The following is an 18,700-nucleotide window of genomic DNA, read 5'->3' on the forward strand; positions in this document are numbered from 1 at the left end:
CTCAGCCGACCAGCCCGATGTTCTGCAGCGTCGTGGTGACCTCGGCGATGTTGCCGTCCAGGAACTCGTCGAACTCCGCGCCCGTGAGGAACGCGTCCGCCCACCCCCGCGTCTCCAGCTCGTCCTTCCACGCGTCGGACGCCTCCAGCTCGGTGACGAGGCGCTCGAGCTCCGCGCGCTCGGCGTCGCTGAGCCCGCCCGGAGCGATCACACCGCGCCAGTTGGTGAGCACGACGTCGTATCCGGAGTCGGTGATCGTGTCGACGTCCGGCAGCTGTGTGACCGGCTCCTCCGACGAGACAGCGAGGGCCTTCATGGTCCCGGCCTCGATGTGCTGCAGGAACTCGCCGACACCGGAGATGCCCGCCGAGACCTTGCCGCCGAGGATCAGCGACGTCGCCTCGCCGCCGCCCGAGTTGGGCGTGTAGTTCAGCTTCTCGGCGATCTCCGCGCCGTCGAGCCCTGCCTCCTCGAGCAGCAGCCCGGCGAGGATGTGATCGGCTCCTCCCGCGGAACCGCCGGTGATCGTGACCTCCTGGCCCTTGTCCACGACATCCTCGACGAGGTCTTCCAGAGTGTCGTACTCCGAGTCGGCGGGCACGACCACGACGAGCGGTTCATCCGTGAGCCGGGCGATCGGTGTCATGTCCTCGATGCGCACGGCGGAGGCGTTGGTCTCCACCGCTCCCACCATCACGAGGCCCATGACCATGAGCGTGGCCGGGTCCTTCTCGTTGGCGAGCTGTGCGAGGCCGACCGTGCCGCCCGCGCCGCCGACGTTGGTGACGGGCGCCGAGCCGACGATGTCCTCCTGCGTGAGCAGCTGCGACAGGGCCCGGCCCGTCTGGTCCCACCCTCCGCCCGGGTCGGCGGGGACGACGATGTTCACGTCGGTGATGGCGACCGCCTCATCGCCGCCGTCCGAGCCGGCGGCTCCGCCGTCGGTCGTCGAGCACGAGGTGAGGACGAGGGCGGTCGCGGCGACGGCCGCGGCGAGAGTCCCGATGCGGGCATGATTCATGGCGCTCCTCCTTGAGCGTTCGGATGCAATCCGTCCACTGTCGAGGCGCAGATGCGCACGCTCAACCTTCGGAAACCATTGGTCGCGTTCCGTAACTATTGGTCGCGAACACCTCTGCCGGCGGCTCGCGGCCCGGGAACCCAGCCGGGAGAATGGGACCGTGGCCTCGAAGATGACGCTCCGCGTGCAGCTGCTCGCGCTGCAGGCGCTGATCGTGTTCCTGGTGACCCTCGGCACCGGCATCGCCGCCGGAGCGTTCCAGGAGAACGCGCTCCGCGAGGCCTACAAGGACCGCATGCAGGCGGTCGCCCAGTCCGTCGCCGCGCTCCCCGTCGTCCTCGACGCCTTCGACGACGAGGATCCGGCCGCCGCCATCCAGCCGGTCGCCGAGGTCATCCGCGAGGCCTCCGACCTCGCCTACGTGGTGGTCGCCAACGACGAGGGCATCCGATACTCGCATCCGAACACCGACCGCATCGGGGAGCGGGTGTCCACCGACCCGTCGATCCCGCTGGGCGGGGAGATCTTCGTGGGCACGCAGACCGGCACGCTCGGGACGTCGTGGCGGGTGAAGGTGCCCATCCGCGACGAGGACGGCGCGGTGATCGGCACGGCCTCGGTCGGCATCCTGGAGTCGGAGCTGAACGAGGAGTTCACCAGCAACCTCGTGGGACTCATCTCCGCCATGCTCGCTGCGGCGGTGCTCGGGGTCTTCGGCGCCGCGTGGGTGACGTCGTTCATCCGTCGCCGCATCTACCGTCTCGAGCCGCACCAGATCGCGGCGCTCGTCAAGAACCAGGAGACGACCCTGCACGGGCTGAGCGAAGGCGTCGTGACGGTGGACGGGGCCGGGCGGATCACCCTGGTCAACGACGCGGCCGCACGATTCCTCGGTCGCGATGCCGCCGACCTCGACGGCGCTGCCGCGGACGAGGTCCTCGGCACCGAGCTCGCCACGGTGCTCCGCGAGGGCGAGGCCGCGGGACGCCCCGTGATCGTCGGCTCGCATGTGCTCGTCGCCCGGAGCACGGCGTCCGGGAACGGCTCCGCCGATGTGGGGGCGACGCTCCTGCTCCGCGACCACACCGAGCTGCACGACGTCGTTCGCCGGGTCGAGGCGGCCGACGCCATCATCGCCTTCCGGGAGCGCTACGGCCTCCCGAAGGGTCTGAGCGCGGAGACGCTGGAGCGGGTCTCAGCGGCCCTCGCGGCTCGGCCCGACGCCTCGGCGACCGAGATCGGCGACGACCTGGCCATCTCCCGCGTCAGTGCCCGCCGCTACCTGGAGCACCTCGCGGCGACCGGACAGGCGGTGCGCTCGCTGGACTACTCCACGAAGGGACGGCCGGGGGCACGCTACCGGATCACCGCCCCTCGATGAACGACGAAGCCCGCCACCCCGGAAGGGGCGGCGGGCTTCGTGGGGAGAGAGGTCCTTACTCGGACTTCTTCTCGACAGCGTCCTCGGCGGCGGCCTCAGCGGCCTCGCCCTCGGCCTGCGACTCGGCGCCGGCCTCGGCAGCCGTGTCGTCGGCAGGGGTCTCGTCCGCGGGAGCCTCGACGGTCTCCTCGGCGGGAGCCTCCTCGGCGGCGGGCTTCTCGTCCTTCGGAGCCGCGGCGGCCTTCTTGGTCGACTTCGCCTTCGGGGTGACGGGCTCGAGGACGAGCTCGATCACGGCCATGGGAGCGTTGTCGCCCTTGCGGTTGCCGACCTTGGTGATGCGCGTGTAGCCACCCTCGCGGTCCGCGACGAGCGGAGCGATCTCGTTGAACAGGACGTGCACGACTTCCTTGTCACCGATGACCGACAGCACGCGACGGCGGGCGTGCAGGTCGCCGCGCTTGGCGAAGGTGATGAGGCGCTCGGCGAGCGGACGCAGGCGCTTGGCCTTCGTCTCGGTCGTCTTGATCGACTTGTGGGTGTACAGCGCAGCGGCGAGGTTGGCAAGCAGCAGGCGCTCGTGGGCGGGGCCGCCTCCGAGGCGGGGACCCTTGGTGGGCTTGGGCATAATCGTCTAACTCCTGGTCAGAAAGGGTCGGGTATCAGAAGGACTCGTCTTCGCTGCCGCCGTAGAAGTGGGCGCCGTCGAAACCGGGCACCGAATCCTTGAGCGACAGACCGAGCGAGATGAGCTTGTCGCGCACCTCGTCGACCGACTTCTGGCCGAAATTGCGGATGTTCATGAGCTGCGTCTCCGACAGGGCGACGAGCTCAGAAACGGTGTTGATGCCCTCACGCTTCAGGCAGTTGTACGAGCGGACCGACAGGTCGAGGTCCTCGATCGGCATCGACAGCTCGCTGGAGTTCACAGCCTCCACCGGCGCCGGGCCGATCTCGATGCCCTCGGCCTCGACGTTCAGCTCGCGGGCGAGACCGAACAGCTCGGTGAGCGTCTTGGCAGCCGAGGCGACGGCGTCGCGCGGGCTGATCGCCGACTTGGTCTCGACGTCGAGGATGAGCTTGTCGAAGTCGGTGCGCTCACCGGCACGGGTGGCGTCGACGCGGTAGCTGACCTTGAGCACGGGCGAGTAGATCGAGTCGATCGGGATCTGACCGGCCTCGGCGTACTCGTTGCGGTTCTGCGTCGCGGAGACGTAGCCACGGCCGCGCTCGATGGTGAGCTCGAGCTCGAACTTGGCGGTGTCGTTCAGCGTCGCGATGACGAGCTCGGGGTTGTGCACCTCGACACCGGCCGGAGCCGAGATGTCGGCGGCGGTCACTTCACCGGCACCGGTCTTGCGGAGGTACGCGGTGATGGGCTCGTCGCGCTCGCTGGAGACGACCAGCTGCTTGATGTTGAGGATGATCTCGGTGACATCCTCCTTCACGCCGGGGATCGTGCTGAACTCGTGCAGCACACCGTCGATGCGGACGCTGGTGACAGCGGCACCGGGGATCGACGACAGCAGGCTGCGGCGCAGCGCGTTGCCGATCGTGTAGCCGAAGCCGGGCTCCAGAGGCTCGATGATGAACCGGCTCCGGTTCTCGACGATCTTTTCCTCGGTCAGTGTGGGACGCTGTGCAATAAGCACTCTGTGTTCCTTTCGATCACATGCCCGCTATATGACATGTGGTGGGGTGAGGTCTTGAGTTGTGGAAGTCGATGCCCCACGCGGGGCGCCGAGCCGCTCGACCCGAAGGACGAGCGGCTCGGCACACGCATCAGACGCGGCGGCGCTTCGGCGGACGGCAGCCGTTGTGCGCCTGCGGGGTGACGTCCTGGATCGAACCCACCTCGAGGCCGGCGGCCTGCAGCGAGCGGATCGCGGTCTCGCGGCCGGAGCCCGGACCCTTCACGAGGACGTCGACCTTCTTCACGCCGTGCTCCGCAGCCTGGCGGGCAGCGGACTCCGCTGCCATGCCGGCGGCGTACGGGGTCGACTTGCGGGAGCCCTTGAAGCCCACGCCACCCGACGAGGCCCAGGCGATGACGGCGCCGGACGGGTCGGTGATCGAAACGATGGTGTTGTTGAACGTCGACTTGATGTGGGCCTGGCCCAGCGCGATGTTCTTCTTTTCCTTGCGGCGCGGCTTGCGCGCGGCGGCCTTGGGTGCAGCCATGAAAGTGTTCTCCTAGTCCCTGGCCGCTGCTTAGCGGGCCTTCTTCTTGCCGGCGACGGTGCGCTTCGGGCCCTTGCGGGTACGGGCGTTGGTCTTGGTGCGCTGACCGCGGACCGGGAGACCACGACGGTGGCGGATGCCCTCGTAGGAGCCGATCTCGACCTTGCGGCGGATGTCTGCGGCGACCTCGCGGCGCAGGTCACCCTCCACCTTGTAGTTGCCTTCGATGTAGTCGCGGAGGGCGACGAGCTGGTCGTCGCTGAGGTCCTTCACGCGGATGCTCTCGTCGATGTCGGTCGCCTTGAGGATCTCGACGGAGCGGGTACGGCCGACGCCGTAGATGTAGGTAAGGGCGATCACCACGCGCTTGTCGCGCGGGATGTCAACGCCGGCAAGACGTGCCATGCGGTTCTCCTGGGTGTTGTGGAGGTGTGGAGCAGGATCGGTGCCCGGGCCTCCGCCCCGAGGTGTCAGCTCCGCGTCGTCCGACAGGCGGGAACCTGGGTTCCTGAGCCTGTCGAAGGATCGAAGCGTCTGATCCTGCCGTTTCGTATTGAGTTATGAGATTGCGAGAGCGGCGCTCACGCAGCGGGGGCGCTCAGCCCTGGCGCTGCTTGTGACGCGGGTTGCTCTTGCAGATCACCATGACGCGGCCGTGGCGGCGGATCACCTTGCAGTGGTCGCAGATCGGCTTGACGCTGGGGTTGACCTTCATGATGTTTCCTGTTCGCTGTCTTCACCGGGCAGGCGCGAAGCCTGGGGTGTTACTTCTCGACCGATCAGCGGTAGCGGTAGACGATGCGGCCGCGTGTCAGGTCGTAGGGGCTGAGCTCCACGACCACACGGTCCTCGGGGATGATGCGGATGTAGTTCTGCCGCATCTTTCCGGAGATCGTTGCCAGGACCTTGTGTCCGTTGCTGAGCTCAACGCGGAACATCGCGTTGGGGAGAGCCTCGGAGATCACGCCCTCGATCTCGATGACACCGTCTTTCTTAGCCATAGCCTCGCTGACGCTTCTGCAGATCGGTCGATCTGCGGTGGGTGGGTGGTGTGCGGTACCGGGCCGGATCGGACACGCCGAACGCATGGCACAAGGCACCAAAGATCTATGTTATCCGACGACGCCCCATCCGGCAACTTGGCCGGACGGGGCGTCGAGCGGATGGGCGGGTGTCAGCCGAGCAGGTCGGTGAACCGCTTCATGTCTTCCTGGTTCTGCAGGTCGAGGCGCTCTCCGTCGATCTCGACGGTCGGCGTGCCCTGGATGTCGTTGCTCTTCGCCTGTGCGGCGCCGAACTTGCGGTACGTCTCGTCCGTGATGCAGGACACGACGTCGTCGCCCGCGCCGACCTGCGTGGCGAACTCGGCGAGCTGTTCGTTCGTCAGGCCGGGGGTGTTCTCCGCCGGCTGGTTCTCGAACAGGACCTTGGCGTAGTCGAAGTACAGGTCGGAGTCCGACTCGGCGACGCAGAACGCCGCGCCGGCCGAACGGGAGGAGAACTCGGTGCCCTGCGAGAAGCGGTCGAGGATCGCGATGGGGTGCTGCTCGAGCGTGATCTCCCCGCTCTGGGCCTTCGCCTCGAGCGCCGCACCGAACTGGTCCTCGAAGGACTTGCAGACCGGGCACTGGAAGTCGAGGAAGACCGACACGGTCGTGTCTCCGTCGCCCATGGAGACGGAGCCGGCCTCGGCGTCGAAGTTGTCGCTGGCGGACGGGGTGGCGCCGGGAGACGTCGCCTGGTTGTTGAGGAACACCACGAGTCCGCCGAGGGCCACCAGGACCACGACGACGGCGATGGAGACGCCGATCGCGAACCAGTTGGTGTTGCTCTTCGCCGCTGCCATTACTTTCCGATCTCTCGAGGCTCGACCCCGAACGGGGCGAGTCCGGCTCTTCCACCATCGGGCGCGGTGAGCACCCAGATGCCCCCATCATGCAGGGCGACGCTATGTTCCCAATGTGAGCCGTCGGTGCCGTCGACCGTGGTGACCGTCCAGTCGTCGTCCTCCACGAACGTCGCCTCACCCCCGGCGGTGACCATCGGCTCGATGGCGAGCACGAGTCCCGGCTTCACGTCTGCACCGCGGTCGGGCGTGCGGTAGTTGAAGACGCTGGGCGCCTCGTGCATCTTCCGACCGATGCCGTGACCGACGTACTCGCGGAGGATGCCGTAGGGCTCGCCGCTCACGGCGGACGGCCCCTGCGCCTCGATGTAGTCCTGGATCGCGGCGCCGATCTCGTCGATCGAGGACGCCGAGGCCATCGCGGCGATCCCCGCCCACATCGACCCCTCCGTCACACGCGAGAGCTCCTCACGGCGGGCCACGAGCTCAGGGTGTTCGGGATCCGGGACGACGACGGTGATCGCGCTGTCCCCGTTCCAGCCCTCGAACTGGGCTCCGCAGTCGACCGAGACGATGTCGCCGGGCTGGAGGACCCGCTCCCCCGGGATGCCGTGCACGACCTGCTCGTTGACCGAGACGCAGATCGTGTGGTGATACCCCTTGACGAGCTGGAAGTTCGACTCCGCACCCCGCTGCAGGATGGCGCGGTTCGCGGCGGCGTCGAGCTCGATCGTCTTCACCCCCGGCTTGATGAGGGCGCGGACGGCGTCCAGGGCCTCGGCGGTGATGAGGCCGGGTTCGACCATGGCTCGTAGCTGAGCCGGGGTCTTGTAGATCGAGCGGCGGAACATCTCAGGCGGCGGAGGCGGGGGAACGCAGCCCGCGAGCGGCCAGAGCGGCGGCGATGCGCTCCGTGATCTCCTCGAGCGAGCCCACACCGTCGATGCGGTCGACGATGCCCCGGCTGCTGTAGACCTCGATGATCGGCGCCGTCTCCTTCTCGTAGATGTCGAGTCGGTGCGCGATGGCCTCGTCGGTGTCGTCGGAACGCCCCTGCTCCGCAGCGCGAAGGGCGAGGCGGGCGATGCTCTCCTCCCGCGGGACGTCGAGGAGGATCACCGCGTCCAGCGCCTCGCCGCGTCCTTCGAGGAACGCATCGAGGTGCGCCACCTGCGCGGTGTTGCGGGGGTAGCCGTCGAGGAGGAAGCCGTTCTCCGCGTCCTCCTGGCTCAGCCGGTCGCGCACGATCTCGCTGGTCAGCTCGTCCGGCACCAGGTCGCCCTTGTCGAGGATCGCGGTGACCTGCTGGCCGAGCGGCGTCCCCTCCTTGATGTTCGCGCGGAAGATGTCGCCGGTCGAGACGACAGGGATGCCGTAGGACTCGGCGATGCGCACACCCTGGGTGCCCTTGCCGGAACCCTGGGGGCCGACGATGAGCAAACGGGCAGTGGGTCGGTGCCCTTCGACGGGCTCAGGGACCAGGTGGGGCACTGTCATCGGAGAAGTCCTTCGTAGTGTCGCTGCTGCAGCTGGGCGTCGATCTGCTTGACCGTCTCGAGACCCACGCCGACGATGATGAGGATCGACGCGCCACCGAACGGGAAGTTCTGGTTGGCACCGACCGTCGCGAGCGCGATGAGCGGGATCAGGGCGATCAGGCCCAGGTAGAGGGAACCGGGGAGCGTGATGCGGGTGAGCACGTAATCCAGGTACTCCGCGGTCGGACGGCCGGCCCGGATCCCGGGGATGAAGCCGCCGTACTTCTTCATGTTGTCGGCGACCTCGACCGGGTTGAACGTGATCGCGACGTAGAAGTAGGTGAACCCGATGATCAGCAGGAAGTATGCCGCCATGTAGATCGGGCTGTTGCCGGTGGTGAAGTTCGCGCTGACCCAGCTGACCCACGCGGGCGGGGTGGAGCCGTCCTGCGGGGTGTTGAACTGGGCGATGAGCGCGGGGATGTACAGCAGCGACGAGGCGAAGATGACGGGGATCACACCGGCCATGTTCACCTTGATCGGGATGTACGTGTTCGTGCCGCCGTAGGTGCGACGGCCCACCATGCGCTTCGCGTACTGCACGGGGATGCGCCGCTGCGACTGCTCGACGAACACCACGAGTCCCATCACGATGATGCCGACGAGCAGCACGAGGAGGAAGACCTCGAAGCCCCGGGTCTGCCAGATGATCGACATCGCGCCGGGGAACGTCGCGGCGATCGAGGTGAAGATCAGCAGCGACATGCCGTTGCCGATGCCGCGCTCGGTGACGAGCTCAGCGAACCACATGATCAGACCGGTACCGGCCGTCATCGCCATGATGATGAGCACCTGCGCCCACCAGACGTCGTTCGTGAGGAGCTGGGTGCACGCGCCGATGTCGGTCGTACCGAAGAGCTGGCCGGTGCGGGCCACGGTGACGAGCGTCGTGGACTGCAGGAGCGCGAGGGCGATCGTGAGGTACCGCGTGTACTGGGTCAGCTTGGCCTGCCCGGCCTGGCCTTCCTTGTGCAGCGCCTCGAAGTGCGGGATGACGACGCGCAGGAGCTGGGTGATGATCGTCGCGGTGATGTACGGCATGACGCCGAGCGCGAAGATCGACAGCTGCAGCAGCGCGCCTCCGGAGAAGAGGTTGACGAGTCCGAGCAGACCCTCGGTGCCGGCGTTGGCCGCGAGACACTGCTCGACGTTCGGGAAGTTGACGAACGGCGCGGGGACGTTCGAGCCGAGGCGGTAGATCGCGATGATCGCGAGAGTGAAACCGATCTTCCGACGCAGGTCGGGCGTGCGGAAGATCCGCGCGATGGCGCTAAACAAGAACGTTCCTCCTGAAAAGGTGGCCGAACCCCGAGGGGCGGCTGAAACACCAGGGTAACCCACTCCGAGGCCGGGGGAATGCGTGCGGTCGGCTTCTCCCCCGCCGAACCAGAAGAGGGGCCGGAGAATCTCCGACCCCTCTTCCGCAGTGGTTACTTGACGGATCCGCCCGCAGCCACGATCTTCTGCTCGGCAGAACCCGAGACCTTGTCGACCGCGACGGTGAGCTTCACGGCGATGTCGCCGTTGCCGAGAACCTTGACCTTCTCGTTCTTGCGAACCGCACCCTTGGCGACCAGGTCGCTGACGGTGACGTCGCCACCCTGGGGGTAGAGCTCCGCGAGCTTCTCCAGGTTCACGACCTGGTACTCGACGCGGAACGGGTTCTTGAAGCCGCGCAGCTTCGGCGTGCGCATGTGCAGCGGCATCTGGCCACCCTCGAAGCCGACGCGCACGGTGTTGCGGGCCTTGGTGCCCTTCGTGCCGCGACCGGCCGTCTTGCCCTTCGAGCCCTCACCGCGACCGACACGGGTCTTCGCGGTGTTGGACCCGGGGACGGGACGCAGGTGGTGGACCTTCAGCACACCGGGGCGGGACGCCGCGGCGTCCTTCTTCGGCGCAGCCTTCGCGGAGCCGTCAGCCTTGGCGTCGGCGGCACTGGTCTTGGCCGGTGCCTTCTTCGCGGCGGGCTTCTTGGCAGCGTCGGCCTTGGGAGCCGCCGCCTTCTTGGTGGCCTTCTCGGCCTCGACGGCCTCGTTCTTCTCAGCCATTAGTCGATCTCCTCAACCTTGACGAGGTGGGCGACGGTCTTGACGTAGCCGCGCGTCTGCGCGTCGTCGGGGCGGACGGTGGTGTCACCGATCCGCTTGAGACCGAGGCTGCGCAGCGTGTCGCGCTGGTTCTGCTTCTCGCTCACCTTGGACTTGATCTGCGTGACCTTGAGTCGCGCGGCCATCAGGCACCTACCTTCTGTGCGGCGATGGCCTCGGCCTCGGCGCGGACGAGCCGGGCCGGGGCGACCTGGTCGAACTCGAGACCACGGCGTGCGGCGACGGCGCGGGGCTCCTCGAGCTCCTTCAGGGCGGTGACCGTCGCGTGCACGATGTTGATCGTGTTCGACGAGCCGAGCGACTTGGACAGCACGTCGTGGATGCCGGCGCACTCGAGCACGGCGCGGACCGGACCACCGGCGATGACACCGGTACCGGCAGCGGCGGGGCGCAGGAGCACCACACCGGCGGCCGACTCACCCTGCACGGGGTGCGGGATGGTGCTGCCGACGCGCGGGACGCGGAAGAAGTTGCGCTTGGCCTCTTCGACACCCTTCGAGATCGCCAGCGGGACCTCACGGGCCTTGCCGTAGCCGACGCCCACCAGACCGTTGCCGTCACCGACGACCACGAGAGCGGTGAAGCTGAAGCGACGACCACCCTTCACGACCTTCGAGACGCGGTTGATGGTGACGACGCGCTCCAGGAACTGGTTGTCGCCGCGGTCGCGCGAGTTGCGGTCGCGGCCGCCCTGGTTACGGTCACGTCCGCCGCGGCGGCCGTCCCGCTGGTCGCGAGAGGGCTCAGCCTGCGTGGTGCCGGCGGCCGTCTCGGAAGTGGCAGCAGCCGCTTCGGTCACTTCGTTCTCCTTGTTGTCACTCACAGTGCCAGACCCCCTTCACGGGCGCCGTCGGCGATGGCGGCGACACGACCCGCGTAGCGGTTGCCGCCACGGTCGAACACTGCCTCGGAAACGCCTGCGGCCTTCGCGCGCTCGGCGAGGAGCTCGCCGACCTTGCGAGCCTTGGCGGTCTTGTCGCCATCCAGCGAACGCAGGTCGGTCTCGAGCGTCGAGGCCGAGGCGACCGTGTGGCCCTTGCTGTCGTCGACGAGCTGCACGAAGACGTGACGCGCCGAACGGTTGACGACGAGGCGCGGACGCACCTCGGTGCCCACGATCTTCTTGCGAAGACGGGCGTGACGACGCGCGCGGGCGTCAGACTTTGACTTGAGAGCCATGGTTACTTACCACTCTTTCCGGCCTTGCGACGCACGTTCTCGCCGGCGTAGCGCACACCCTTGCCCTTGTACGGTTCGGGCTTGCGGATCTTGCGGATGTTCGCAGCCGCCTCACCGACGGCCTGCTTGTCGATCCCGCTGACGGTGAGCTTGTTCGTGCCCTCGACCGTGAGCGTGATGCCGGCGGGCGGGTCGATCAGGACCGGGTGCGAGAAGCCGAGGGCGAACTCGACCGAGTTCCCCTTCTGCTGCACGCGGTAACCGGTGCCGACGACCTCGAGACCCTTGGTGTAGCCCTGGGTCACGCCGATGATGTTGTTGTTGATGAGCGTGCGGGTCAGGCCGTGGAGAGACCGGGACTCGCGCTCGTCGTCGGGGCGGGTGACGAGAACCTGGTTCTCCTCGACCGACACCTCGATGGGGCTGGCCACCGTGAGGGTGAGCTCACCCTTGGGGCCCTTCACCGCGACCTCACGGCCGTCGACCGAAACGGTCACGCCCGCGGGAACGTCGATGGGAAGTCGTCCAATACGCGACATTTCGGATTACCACACGTAGGCGAGAACTTCTCCGCCCACGCCCTTCTGCTCAGCCTGGCGGTCCGTGAGGAGACCGGAGGAGGTGGACAGGATGGCCACGCCGAGGCCGCCGAGGACCGTGGGGATCTCGGTCGACTTCGCGTACACGCGCAGGCCGGGCTTCGACACGCGCTTGATGCCCGCGATCGAGCGCTCGCGGTTCGGACCGTACTTCAGCGTCAGCGTGAGGTTCTTGCCCACGCGAGCGTCGGAGGTCTCCCAACCGGCGATGTAGCCCTCCTGCTGGAGGATCTCTGCGATGTGCGTCTTGAGCTTGCTCGACGGCAGCGTCACGGTGTCGTGGTGCGCCGAGTTCGCGTTGCGCAGACGGGTCAGCATGTCTGCGACCGGGTCTGTCATTGTCATTGTTGTCTACTTTCGATCATGAGGTTCCGGCTGCCGTTACACGACAGACGGCCTGCGATGAGCACGCAATCTTCAATTGTACGTGCACATCGACGGGCTCAGTGACACGGAGACCACTGAGCCCGTCGAAGGGTCACGCCTGGGCGTCGTCCGCGCGGAACGGGAAGCCGAGGTGACGCAGCAGCGCGCGTCCCTCGTCGTCCGTCTTCGCCGAGGTCACGACAGTGATGTCGAAACCACGGACGCGGTCGATCTTGTCCTGATCGATCTCGTGGAACACGCTCTGCTCCTGGAGACCGAAGGTGTAGTTGCCGTTGCCGTCGAACTGCTTGCCCGACAGACCGCGGAAGTCGCGGATGCGGGGCAGCGCGAGCGACACCAGGCGGTCCACGAACTCCCACGCACGGTCGCCACGGAGGGTGACGTGCGCGCCGATGGCCTGGCCCTCACGCAGCTTGAACTGCGCGATGGACTTGCGGGCCTTGGTGACGATCGGCTTCTGGCCGGTGATCTTGGTGAGGTCGTCGACCGCCCCATCGATCACCTTGCTGTCGCGAGCAGCCTCGCCGACACCGGTGTTCACGACGACCTTGACCAGGCCGGGGATCTGCATGACGTTCTCGTAGCCGAACTCGTCCTGCAGAGCCTTCTTGATCTCGGCGTTGTACTTCGCCTTCAGGCGGGGCTGGATCTTGCCAGCCACCGCAGCGTCGGTCGTTGCCATCAGAGGTCCTTACCGCTCTTCTTCGCGAAGCGCACGCGGACGGTGCGCTTCACGCCGTCCTTGGTCTGCTCCTCGACCCGGTGGCCGACCTTGGTCGGCTTCTTGGTCGAGGGGTCGACGAGTGCGACGTTCGAGATGTGGATGGGCGCCTCGACGGTCTCGAGGCCACCCGTCTTGGTGCCACGCTGCGTCTGACCGACGCGCGTGTGCTTGGTGACGTAGTTGACGCCTTCGACGACGACACGGTTCTGCCCGACGAGGACGTCGAGGACCTTGCCCTGCTTGCCGCGGTCGCCACCACGCTCGGGCTTGGCGCCCGAGATGACCTGAACCAGGTCGCCCTTCTTGATCTTCGCCATGATCAGATGACCTCCGGTGCCAGCGAGACGATCTTCATGAACTTCTTGTCGCGAAGCTCACGGCCGACCGGCCCGAAGATACGGGTGCCGCGGGGCTCCCCGTCGTTCTTCAGGATGACGGCGGCGTTCTCGTCGAACTTGATGTAGGAGCCGTCGGGACGACGGGTCTCCTTCTTGGTGCGGACGATGACCGCCTTGACGACGTCGCCCTTCTTGACGTTGCCACCGGGGATCGCGTCCTTGACGGTCGCGACGATGGTGTCGCCCAGACCGGCGTAGCGGCGGCGCGAGCCACCGAGGACGCGGATCGTGAGCAGCTCCTTGGCGCCGGTGTTGTCGGCGACCTTGAGGCGGGACTCCTGCTGAATCACTTGGCCTTCTCCAGAATCTCCACCAGACGCCAGCGCTTGGTGGCGCTCAGCGGGCGGGTCTCGTTGATCAGGACCAGGTCGCCGATGCCGGCGGAGTTCGCCTCATCGTGCGCCTTGACCTTCGACGTCCGGCGGATGACCTTGCCGTAAAGCGGGTGCTTCACGCGGTCCTCGACCTCGACGACGATCGTCTTGTCCATCTTGTCGCTGACGACATAGCCACGGCGGGCCTTGCGGTAGCCGCGGGCAGCGGAGTCGCGGACGTCGTGCTCGGACGACTCGTGTCCTGCGGCCTGCGTCTCCACAGTCGCTTCCTTCTTGGTGGCCATCACTCAGCCTCTTCCTTCGGGGCGTCCTCGGCGGCGTCCGCCTTCTTCGCCTTCGACTTGGTCGCCTTCTTCGCGGGAGCCTCGACCGGAGCGGGCGTCGCACGGATGCCCAGCTCGCGCTCGCGGATCACCGTGTAGAGGCGCGCGATGTCGCGCTTGACGGCGCGGATGCGGCCGTGGCTCTCCAGCTGGCCGGTGGCCGACTGGAAACGGAGGTTGAACAGCTCCTCCTTGGCCTTGCGCAGCTCCTCAACGAGGCGCTGGTCTTCGAACGTGTCGAGCTCTGCCGGAGCGAGCTCCTTGGTGCCGATCGCCATTACGCGTCGCCCTCCTCGCGCTTGATGATGCGTGCCTTGAGCGGCAGCTTGTGGATTGCACGGGTCAGTGCCTCGCGAGCGAGCTGCTCGTCGACACCCGCGACCTCGAAGAGGACGCGGCCCGGCTTGACGTTGGCGACCCACCACTCGGGGGAACCCTTACCGGAACCCATGCGGGTCTCGGCCGGCTTCTTCGTGAGCGGACGGTCCGGGTAGATGTTGATCCACACCTTGCCGCCACGCTTGATGTGACGGGTCATCGCGATACGAGCGGACTCGATCTGACGGTTCGTCACGTACGCGGGGGTGAGGGCCTGGATACCGTACTCGCCGAAGGAGACCTTCGTGCCGCCGGTGGCCTGACCCGAGCGCCCCGGGTGGTGCTGCTTGCGGTACTTGACCTTACGGGGGATGAGCATTATGCCGACGCTCCTTCTGCAACAGGTGCCTCGTTGCGCGGGGCACGGCGGCGGTCACCACGGTCGTCACGGCGCGACTTCGGCGCGTTGGCCTGCTCGCGCGCGAGCTCCTTGGCGGTGAGGTCGCCCTTGTAGATCCACACCTTCACGCCGATGCGGCCGAAGGTGGTCTTGGCCTCGTAGAAGCCGTAGTCGATGTTCGCGCGCAGCGTGTGCAGCGGCACACGACCCTCGCGGTAGAACTCCGACCGGCTCATCTCCGCGCCGCCGAGACGGCCCGAGACCTGGATGCGGATGCCCTTGGCGCCGGCGCGCTGCGCGCCCTGCAGACCCTTGCGCATCGCGCGGCGGAACGCCACACGAGCCGAGAGCTGCTCGGCGATGCCCTGGGCGACCAGCTGAGCGTCGGCCTCGGGGTTCTTGACCTCGAGGATGTTCAGCTGGATCTGCTTGCCCGTGAGCTTCTCGAGGTCGCCGCGGATGCGCTCGGCCTCTGCACCACGACGACCGATCACGATGCCCGGACGGGCGGTGTGGATGTCGACGCGGACGCGGTCACGGGTGCGCTCGATCTCGATGTTCGAGACGCCGGCACGGTCGAGCTGCGTCTGCAGCAGGCGACGGATCTTGATGTCCTCGGCCACGTAGTCGGCGTAACGCTGACCCGGCTTCGTCGAGTCGGAGAACCAGCGCGACACGTGGTCCGTGGTGATGCCGAGGCGGAAGCCGTACGGGTTGACCTTCTGTCCCATTACTTGCTCGCCTTCTTGTTGCTGTCGCCGGCCGCGGCAGGAGCCGCCTCCGGCGTCGAGAGCACGACCGTGATGTGGCTCGTGCGCTTCTTGATCTGGAAAGCGCGACCCTGTGCACGGGGCTGGAAACGCTTGAGCGTCGTGCCCTCGTCGACGTAGGCGTTAGCCACGTACAGGTCCTGCTCGTCGAGGTACTCGCCGTCACGATCCGCCTTGACCTGCGCGTTGGCCATGGCCGACGCGACAAGCTTGTAGATCGGCTCACTGGCGGACTGCTGAGCGAACTTCAGGATCGCCAGAGCCTCCTGGGCCTGCTTGCCCTTGATGAGCGCGACGACACGACGAGCCTTCTGAGGGGTCACGCGGATGTGTCGCACGCGTGCGATGGACTCCACCATTTCTCTCTCCTCTATCGCCACCGCGTCAGCGGCGGCGGCCCTTCTTGTCGTCCTTCTCGTGGCCGCGGAAGGTGCGGGTGGGCGCGAACTCGCCCAGCTTGTGACCGACCATGGTCTCGGAGACAAACACGGGGATGTGCTTGCGACCGTCGTGGACCGCGATCGTGTGACCCAGCATGGCCGGGATGATCATGGACCGGCGGGACCAGGTCTTGATGACGTTCTTCGTGCCGGCTTCGTTCTGCACGACCACCTTGCGAAGCAGGTGCTCGTCGACGAAGGGGCCCTTCTTGAGACTGCGAGGCATCTTCTCTTACTCCTACTTGCGCTTCTTGCCGGCGTTGCGACGACGCACGATGTACTTGTCGCTTTCCTTGTTGGCGTGGCGGGTGCGGCCCTCGGCCTGACCCCACGGGGAGACGGGGTGACGTCCACCGGACGTCTTGCCCTCACCACCACCGTGCGGGTGGTCGACCGGGTTCATCGCGACACCGCGGACGGTCGGGCGGACGCCCTTCCAGCGCATGCGGCCGGCCTTGCCCCAGTTGATGTTCGACTGCTCGGCGTTGCCGACCTCGCCGATGGTCGCGCGGCAGCGCGCATCGACGTTGCGGATCTCACCGGAGGGCAGACGCAGCTGGGCGTAGGGGCCGTCCTTGGCGACGAGGCGGACCGATGCACCGGCCGAGCGCGCCATCTTCGCGCCGCCGCCGGGGCGGAGCTCGATGGCGTGGATGACGGTACCCGTGGGGATGTTCTTCAGCGGGAGGTTGTTTCCCGGCTTGATGTCCGCCGCGGGGCCCGACTCGACGATGTCGCCCTGCTTCAGCTTCGCCGGCGCGAGGATGTAGCGCTTCTCGCCGTCGAAGTAGTGCAGCAGCGCGATGCGCGCGGTGCGGTTGGGGTCGTACTCGATGTGAGCGACCTTGGCGTTCACGCCGTCCTTGTCATTGCGACGGAAGTCGATGACGCGGTACTGGCGCTTGTGGCCACCACCGATGTGACGGGTCGTGATGCGGCCCTGGTTGTTGCGACCACCGGTCTTCGAGATCGGGCGCAGCAGCGACTTCTCCGGCGTCGATCGGGTGATCTCGGCGAAGTCAGCCACCGACGAGCCGCGACGGCCCGGGGTCGTGGGCTTGTACTTGCGAATAGCCATGATTGTCCTTTATCCCCCGGATCAGCCGATTGCCGTGAAGATGTCGATGGTGCCCGACTTCAGGCTCACGATGGCGCGCTTGGTGTCCTTGCGCTTACCGGTGCCGAAGCGGGTGCGACGGGCCTTGCCGACGCGGTTGATCGTGTTGACGGACGCGACCTTGACGCCGAAGATCTTCTCGATGGCGAGCTTGATCTCGGTCTTCGAAGCGCGCGGGTCGACGAGGAAGGTGTACTTGCCCTCGTCGATCAGGCCGTAGCTCTTCTCGGACACGACCGGCTTCAGGATGATGTCGCGCGGGTCCTTGTTCAGGGCCGTCTGGAGAACAGATGCCTGCTCGCTCATGCGGAGACCTCCTGGTTGGCGCCGGACTTGGAGGCGATGAAGCCCTCGAGCGCGGCCTGGGTGAAGACGATGTCGTCGGAGACGAGCACGTCGTAGGCGTTGAGCTGGTCGTACGACAGCAGGTGCACGTTGCCGAGGTTGCGCAGGCTCTTGAGCGCGAGCTCGTCGCCGCGCTCGATGACCACGAGGACGTTCTTCGACGTGGCGACCTGGGCGAGGAAGCCCGCAGCAGCCTTGGTCGACGGCGCGCCGTCGGTGCCGAACGTGTCGATCGCGTGCAGGCGGTCGCCGCGGAAGCGGTCGCTGAGCGCGCCCAGCAGGGCGGCCGCGATCATCTTCTTGGGGGTGCGCTGCGAGTAGTCGCGCGGCTTCGGGCCGTGCACGATGCCACCGCCGGTCATGTGCGGCGCGCGGATCGAGCCCTGACGGGCGTTACCCGTGCCCTTCTGCTTGAAGGGCTTGCGGCCGGCACCGGAGACCTCACCACGACGCTTGGTCGAGTGCGTGCCCTGGCGAGCCGCCGCGAGCTGCGCGACGACGACCTGGTGGATGAGCGGGATGTTCGTCTTGACGTCGAACAGAGCGGCGGGAAGCTCGACGGAGCCTGCCTTCTTGCCGTCTGCCTTGAGGACGTCGAGCGCGAGAGTGGAGTCAGCCATGATCAGGCACCCTTCACTGCGTTGCGGACGTAGACGATGCGGCCGCGAGCACCGGGGACGGCGCCCTTGACGAGCATGAGTCCCTTCTCGATGTCGATGGCGTGCACCGTGAGGTTGAGGACGGTCACGCGCTCGCCACCCATACGGCCGGCCATGCGCATGCCCTTGAAGACGCGGCTCGGGGTCGACGATGCGCCGATGGAGCCGGGCTTGCGGTGGTTGCGGTGTGCACCGTGCGATGCCGAGACGCCCTTGAAGTTGTGGCGCTTCATGACACCGGCGGTGCCCTTGCCCTTGCTCGTGCCGACGACGTCGACGAGCTGGCCGGCCTCGAACGTGCCGTCCACCGTGAGCTCCTGGCCCAGGGTGTAGTCGGCGGCGTCGGCCGTGCGGACCTCGGTCACGTGGCGACGCGGCGTGACGCCGGCAGCCTCGAAGTGAGCCGAAAGGGGCTTGTTCACCTTGCGGGGGTCGATCTGGCCGTACGCGATCTGCACGGCGTTGTAGCCGTCCTTCTCGGGGGTACGGATCTGGGTGACCACGTTCGGGGCGAGCTCGATGACGGTGACGGGAACGAGCTTGCCGTTCTCGTTCCAGACCTGGGTCATGCCGAGCTTGGTGCCGAGCATGCCCTTGGAAACCTTGGAGTTGATGTCAACCATGGCGGACC

31 protein-coding genes are annotated in these 18,700 nt (G+C 67.1%); 1 reads left to right on the top strand and 30 read right to left on the bottom strand.

Annotated features, from left to right (window positions below):
- Window position 1 precedes the first annotated feature (1 nt).
- On the bottom strand, window positions 2–1,021 hold the full coding sequence (locus MICNX66_RS13110) for a Bug family tripartite tricarboxylate transporter substrate binding protein (RefSeq protein WP_187662239.1): 1,020 nt from the start codon (window positions 1,019–1,021) through the stop codon (window positions 2–4).
- Window positions 1,022–1,181: 160 nt separating this feature from the next.
- Here MICNX66_RS13110 and MICNX66_RS13115 point away from each other — a divergent pair, with 160 nt between their 5' ends.
- Complete coding sequence (locus tag MICNX66_RS13115; RefSeq protein ID WP_187662240.1) at window positions 1,182–2,402, top strand: PAS domain-containing protein; 1,221 nt, start codon at window positions 1,182–1,184, stop codon at window positions 2,400–2,402.
- Window positions 2,403–2,457: 55 nt separating this feature from the next.
- On the opposite strand, the gene rplQ is transcribed toward MICNX66_RS13115, so the two are convergent.
- From rplQ to rplC, 29 genes are all read right to left on the bottom strand, one after another.
- Window positions 2,458–3,030, bottom strand: a complete 573-nt coding sequence (gene rplQ / locus MICNX66_RS13120) for a 50S ribosomal protein L17 (RefSeq protein WP_187662241.1) — start codon at window positions 3,028–3,030, stop codon at window positions 2,458–2,460.
- Between the two features lie 34 nt (window positions 3,031–3,064).
- Window positions 3,065–4,054 carry a DNA-directed RNA polymerase subunit alpha gene (locus MICNX66_RS13125; RefSeq protein WP_025102386.1) on the bottom strand — a complete coding sequence of 330 codons (990 nt, stop codon included), beginning with the start codon at window positions 4,052–4,054 and terminating at the stop codon, window positions 3,065–3,067.
- Window positions 4,055–4,184: 130 nt separating this feature from the next.
- Complete coding sequence (rpsK, locus tag MICNX66_RS13130) at window positions 4,185–4,583, bottom strand: 30S ribosomal protein S11 (RefSeq protein WP_017829189.1); 399 nt, start codon at window positions 4,581–4,583, stop codon at window positions 4,185–4,187.
- A gap of 30 nt (window positions 4,584–4,613) precedes the next feature.
- Complete coding sequence (gene rpsM, locus MICNX66_RS13135; RefSeq protein ID WP_187662242.1) at window positions 4,614–4,988, bottom strand: 30S ribosomal protein S13; 375 nt, start codon at window positions 4,986–4,988, stop codon at window positions 4,614–4,616.
- A gap of 193 nt (window positions 4,989–5,181) precedes the next feature.
- Window positions 5,182–5,298 (bottom strand): 50S ribosomal protein L36, encoded by a 117-nt coding sequence (gene rpmJ / locus MICNX66_RS13140; protein ID WP_005050492.1) that lies wholly within the window; start codon window positions 5,296–5,298, stop codon window positions 5,182–5,184.
- 64 nt (window positions 5,299–5,362) lie between these two features.
- On the bottom strand, window positions 5,363–5,584 hold the full coding sequence (gene infA / locus MICNX66_RS13145; protein ID WP_017201569.1) for a translation initiation factor IF-1: 222 nt from the start codon (window positions 5,582–5,584) through the stop codon (window positions 5,363–5,365).
- A 173-nt stretch (window positions 5,585–5,757) separates the two neighbouring features.
- Window positions 5,758–6,429, bottom strand: coding sequence for a DsbA family protein (locus MICNX66_RS13150; RefSeq protein ID WP_187662243.1), 672 nt, complete (start codon window positions 6,427–6,429; stop codon window positions 5,758–5,760).
- Complete coding sequence (map, locus tag MICNX66_RS13155; RefSeq protein WP_187662244.1) at window positions 6,429–7,280, bottom strand: type I methionyl aminopeptidase; 852 nt, start codon at window positions 7,278–7,280, stop codon at window positions 6,429–6,431. Before map ends, MICNX66_RS13150 begins: the two co-directional genes overlap by 1 nt.
- A gap of 1 nt (window position 7,281) precedes the next feature.
- On the bottom strand, window positions 7,282–7,926 hold the full coding sequence (locus MICNX66_RS13160; protein ID WP_187662245.1) for an adenylate kinase: 645 nt from the start codon (window positions 7,924–7,926) through the stop codon (window positions 7,282–7,284).
- Entirely contained in the window at window positions 7,923–9,245 is a 1,323-nt protein-coding gene (gene secY, locus MICNX66_RS13165; RefSeq protein WP_187662246.1) for a preprotein translocase subunit SecY, read from the bottom strand. Before secY ends, MICNX66_RS13160 begins: the two co-directional genes overlap by 4 nt.
- Before the next feature lie 152 nt (window positions 9,246–9,397).
- Window positions 9,398–10,015: a 50S ribosomal protein L15 gene (rplO, locus tag MICNX66_RS13170; RefSeq protein ID WP_232089087.1), complete on the bottom strand. Its 618-nt coding sequence runs from the start codon at window positions 10,013–10,015 to the stop codon at window positions 9,398–9,400.
- A complete protein-coding gene (gene rpmD, locus MICNX66_RS13175) occupies window positions 10,015–10,200 on the bottom strand; it encodes a 50S ribosomal protein L30 (RefSeq protein WP_017201575.1) in 186 nt (61 codons plus the stop codon). The genes rplO and rpmD overlap by 1 nt, the downstream gene beginning before the upstream one ends.
- On the bottom strand, window positions 10,200–10,874 hold the full coding sequence (rpsE, locus tag MICNX66_RS13180; protein ID WP_269474805.1) for a 30S ribosomal protein S5: 675 nt from the start codon (window positions 10,872–10,874) through the stop codon (window positions 10,200–10,202). Before rpsE ends, rpmD begins: the two co-directional genes overlap by 1 nt.
- Window positions 10,875–10,894: 20 nt before the next feature.
- Window positions 10,895–11,254: a 50S ribosomal protein L18 gene (rplR, locus tag MICNX66_RS13185; protein WP_187662248.1), complete on the bottom strand. Its 360-nt coding sequence runs from the start codon at window positions 11,252–11,254 to the stop codon at window positions 10,895–10,897.
- A gap of 2 nt (window positions 11,255–11,256) precedes the next feature.
- Window positions 11,257–11,793: a 50S ribosomal protein L6 gene (gene rplF, locus MICNX66_RS13190; protein ID WP_187662249.1), complete on the bottom strand. Its 537-nt coding sequence runs from the start codon at window positions 11,791–11,793 to the stop codon at window positions 11,257–11,259.
- A gap of 6 nt (window positions 11,794–11,799) precedes the next feature.
- Window positions 11,800–12,198, bottom strand: a complete 399-nt coding sequence (gene rpsH / locus MICNX66_RS13195) for a 30S ribosomal protein S8 (RefSeq protein WP_025102396.1) — start codon at window positions 12,196–12,198, stop codon at window positions 11,800–11,802.
- A gap of 133 nt (window positions 12,199–12,331) precedes the next feature.
- Window positions 12,332–12,922, bottom strand: a complete 591-nt coding sequence (gene rplE / locus MICNX66_RS13200) for a 50S ribosomal protein L5 (RefSeq protein WP_187662250.1) — start codon at window positions 12,920–12,922, stop codon at window positions 12,332–12,334.
- The gene (gene rplX / locus MICNX66_RS13205) at window positions 12,922–13,281 is read right to left on the bottom strand and encodes a 50S ribosomal protein L24 (protein WP_187662251.1); all 360 of its coding nucleotides are present in this window, start codon (window positions 13,279–13,281) and stop codon (window positions 12,922–12,924) included. Before rplX ends, rplE begins: the two co-directional genes overlap by 1 nt.
- A gap of 2 nt (window positions 13,282–13,283) precedes the next feature.
- Window positions 13,284–13,652: a 50S ribosomal protein L14 gene (gene rplN / locus MICNX66_RS13210; protein ID WP_025102399.1), complete on the bottom strand. Its 369-nt coding sequence runs from the start codon at window positions 13,650–13,652 to the stop codon at window positions 13,284–13,286.
- On the bottom strand, window positions 13,649–13,981 hold the full coding sequence (gene rpsQ, locus MICNX66_RS17005) for a 30S ribosomal protein S17 (RefSeq protein ID WP_021201120.1): 333 nt from the start codon (window positions 13,979–13,981) through the stop codon (window positions 13,649–13,651). Before rpsQ ends, rplN begins: the two co-directional genes overlap by 4 nt.
- Window positions 13,981–14,298, bottom strand: coding sequence for a 50S ribosomal protein L29 (gene rpmC, locus MICNX66_RS17010; RefSeq protein WP_025102401.1), 318 nt, complete (start codon window positions 14,296–14,298; stop codon window positions 13,981–13,983). Before rpmC ends, rpsQ begins: the two co-directional genes overlap by 1 nt.
- Window positions 14,298–14,717, bottom strand: a complete 420-nt coding sequence (gene rplP, locus MICNX66_RS13225) for a 50S ribosomal protein L16 (RefSeq protein WP_187662252.1) — start codon at window positions 14,715–14,717, stop codon at window positions 14,298–14,300. Before rplP ends, rpmC begins: the two co-directional genes overlap by 1 nt.
- Complete coding sequence (gene rpsC / locus MICNX66_RS13230; protein ID WP_025102403.1) at window positions 14,717–15,469, bottom strand: 30S ribosomal protein S3; 753 nt, start codon at window positions 15,467–15,469, stop codon at window positions 14,717–14,719. The genes rplP and rpsC overlap by 1 nt, the downstream gene beginning before the upstream one ends.
- Entirely contained in the window at window positions 15,469–15,867 is a 399-nt protein-coding gene (rplV, locus tag MICNX66_RS13235; protein WP_060927232.1) for a 50S ribosomal protein L22, read from the bottom strand. The genes rpsC and rplV overlap by 1 nt, the downstream gene beginning before the upstream one ends.
- A gap of 25 nt (window positions 15,868–15,892) precedes the next feature.
- The gene (rpsS, locus tag MICNX66_RS13240; protein ID WP_017201589.1) at window positions 15,893–16,174 is read right to left on the bottom strand and encodes a 30S ribosomal protein S19; all 282 of its coding nucleotides are present in this window, start codon (window positions 16,172–16,174) and stop codon (window positions 15,893–15,895) included.
- Between the two features lie 12 nt (window positions 16,175–16,186).
- Window positions 16,187–17,026 carry a 50S ribosomal protein L2 gene (rplB, locus tag MICNX66_RS13245; protein WP_025102405.1) on the bottom strand — a complete coding sequence of 280 codons (840 nt, stop codon included), beginning with the start codon at window positions 17,024–17,026 and terminating at the stop codon, window positions 16,187–16,189.
- A 21-nt stretch (window positions 17,027–17,047) separates the two neighbouring features.
- A complete protein-coding gene (gene rplW / locus MICNX66_RS13250) occupies window positions 17,048–17,371 on the bottom strand; it encodes a 50S ribosomal protein L23 (protein WP_025102406.1) in 324 nt (107 codons plus the stop codon).
- A complete protein-coding gene (rplD, locus tag MICNX66_RS13255; RefSeq protein ID WP_187662253.1) occupies window positions 17,368–18,030 on the bottom strand; it encodes a 50S ribosomal protein L4 in 663 nt (220 codons plus the stop codon). Before rplD ends, rplW begins: the two co-directional genes overlap by 4 nt.
- Window positions 18,031–18,032: 2 nt before the next feature.
- On the bottom strand, window positions 18,033–18,692 hold the full coding sequence (rplC, locus tag MICNX66_RS13260; protein ID WP_025102408.1) for a 50S ribosomal protein L3: 660 nt from the start codon (window positions 18,690–18,692) through the stop codon (window positions 18,033–18,035).
- Window positions 18,693–18,700 lie beyond the last annotated feature (8 nt).

Source organism: Microbacterium sp. Nx66 (assembly GCF_904066215.1).
Lineage (GTDB): Bacteria > Actinomycetota > Actinomycetes > Actinomycetales > Microbacteriaceae > Microbacterium > Microbacterium meiriae.